This is a genomic window from Candidatus Trichorickettsia mobilis, from assembly GCF_034366785.1.
GTDB lineage: Bacteria > Pseudomonadota > Alphaproteobacteria > Rickettsiales > Rickettsiaceae > Trichorickettsia > Trichorickettsia mobilis_A.
The window spans coordinates 1-990 of sequence record NZ_CP112965.1; the positions used below are offsets into that span (position 1 = coordinate 1).

General features: G+C 26.8%; 2 protein-coding genes. Both read left to right on the forward strand.

What is annotated here, in order from left to right; all coding sequences use genetic code 11:
• Positions 1–630, forward strand: a 630-nt coding sequence (locus Trichorick_RS09215; protein WP_323739354.1) for a sensor histidine kinase, incomplete at its 5' end; no start/stop codon positions are given.
• 3 nt (positions 631–633) lie between these two features.
• The coding region (locus Trichorick_RS09220; RefSeq protein WP_323739355.1) for a response regulator at positions 634–990 on the forward strand (357 nt) is incomplete at its 3' end.

The following is a 990-nucleotide window of genomic DNA, read 5'->3' on the forward strand; positions in this document are numbered from 1 at the left end:
CCTTTGCATGTGATAAACTTTATTATAGACGAGTTAAATCAAAATATTGCTTCTTTTTCTCAAGAAGAAATTAATAAATTTTTAGTTATGCTGTCTGACAACAGTAAAAAACTAATTAAACTTTTAACGCATTTGCTAGATTCTGCTAGTAATGCTAAAGGTCAAACTATATATAATTTTACTAAAGGAAATATTGTTGCTACTTGTACAGAATGTATTAAAGAGTTTTTATGTTTATCAAATATTTCATTTAATTTAGATGATGCTAAAAATACCATTATACGTTATGATGAAGTGAAAATAGCTCAAGTAATCAGAAACATACTAGATAATGCTATTAAATACGGTACAGGCAATATTATTAAAGTAAATCTTGAAGAAATAGAACTTCCAAAGTCTATTTTAATCAAAATTGAAAATATAGGACCCAACTTCCTAGAACACGAAAAAGAAAAAGTTTTTACTCCTTTTTTTCAAGGAAAAAGTGCTCGTGATCAACAAACGGGAATTGGGTTAGGCTTATCAATTTGCAAAGAAATAATAGCTGTACATAAAGGAAAAATATGGGTAGATAATATTGATGAGCAAAGGGTAAGTGTAAATTTTTCTATTCCATATACTGAAGAGTGAGTTATGTCTAAAATACTATTTGTTGATGACGAAGTAGCAATATTAGAAATAACTAAGTTATTATTAAATTCTTTAAATTTTGATTCAATCTTGGTAAATTCTGGTGAAATGGCTATAGAGATACTAGCTGATAAAGAGAAACAAAAACAGATTAAGATAATATTTTTAGATTTAACTATGCCTAAAGTTAGTGGTTTAGAAGTATTAGAATGGATTAATAAAAACAAAATTAATATACCTGTAACATTACAAACAGGAATTGAAGACAAAAAACAGTTAAAAAAAGCAGCAGCATTGGGCGTAAAAGATTACCTAATTAAGCCCTATACAAAAGAACAGTTATATCAATCTATTATAAAA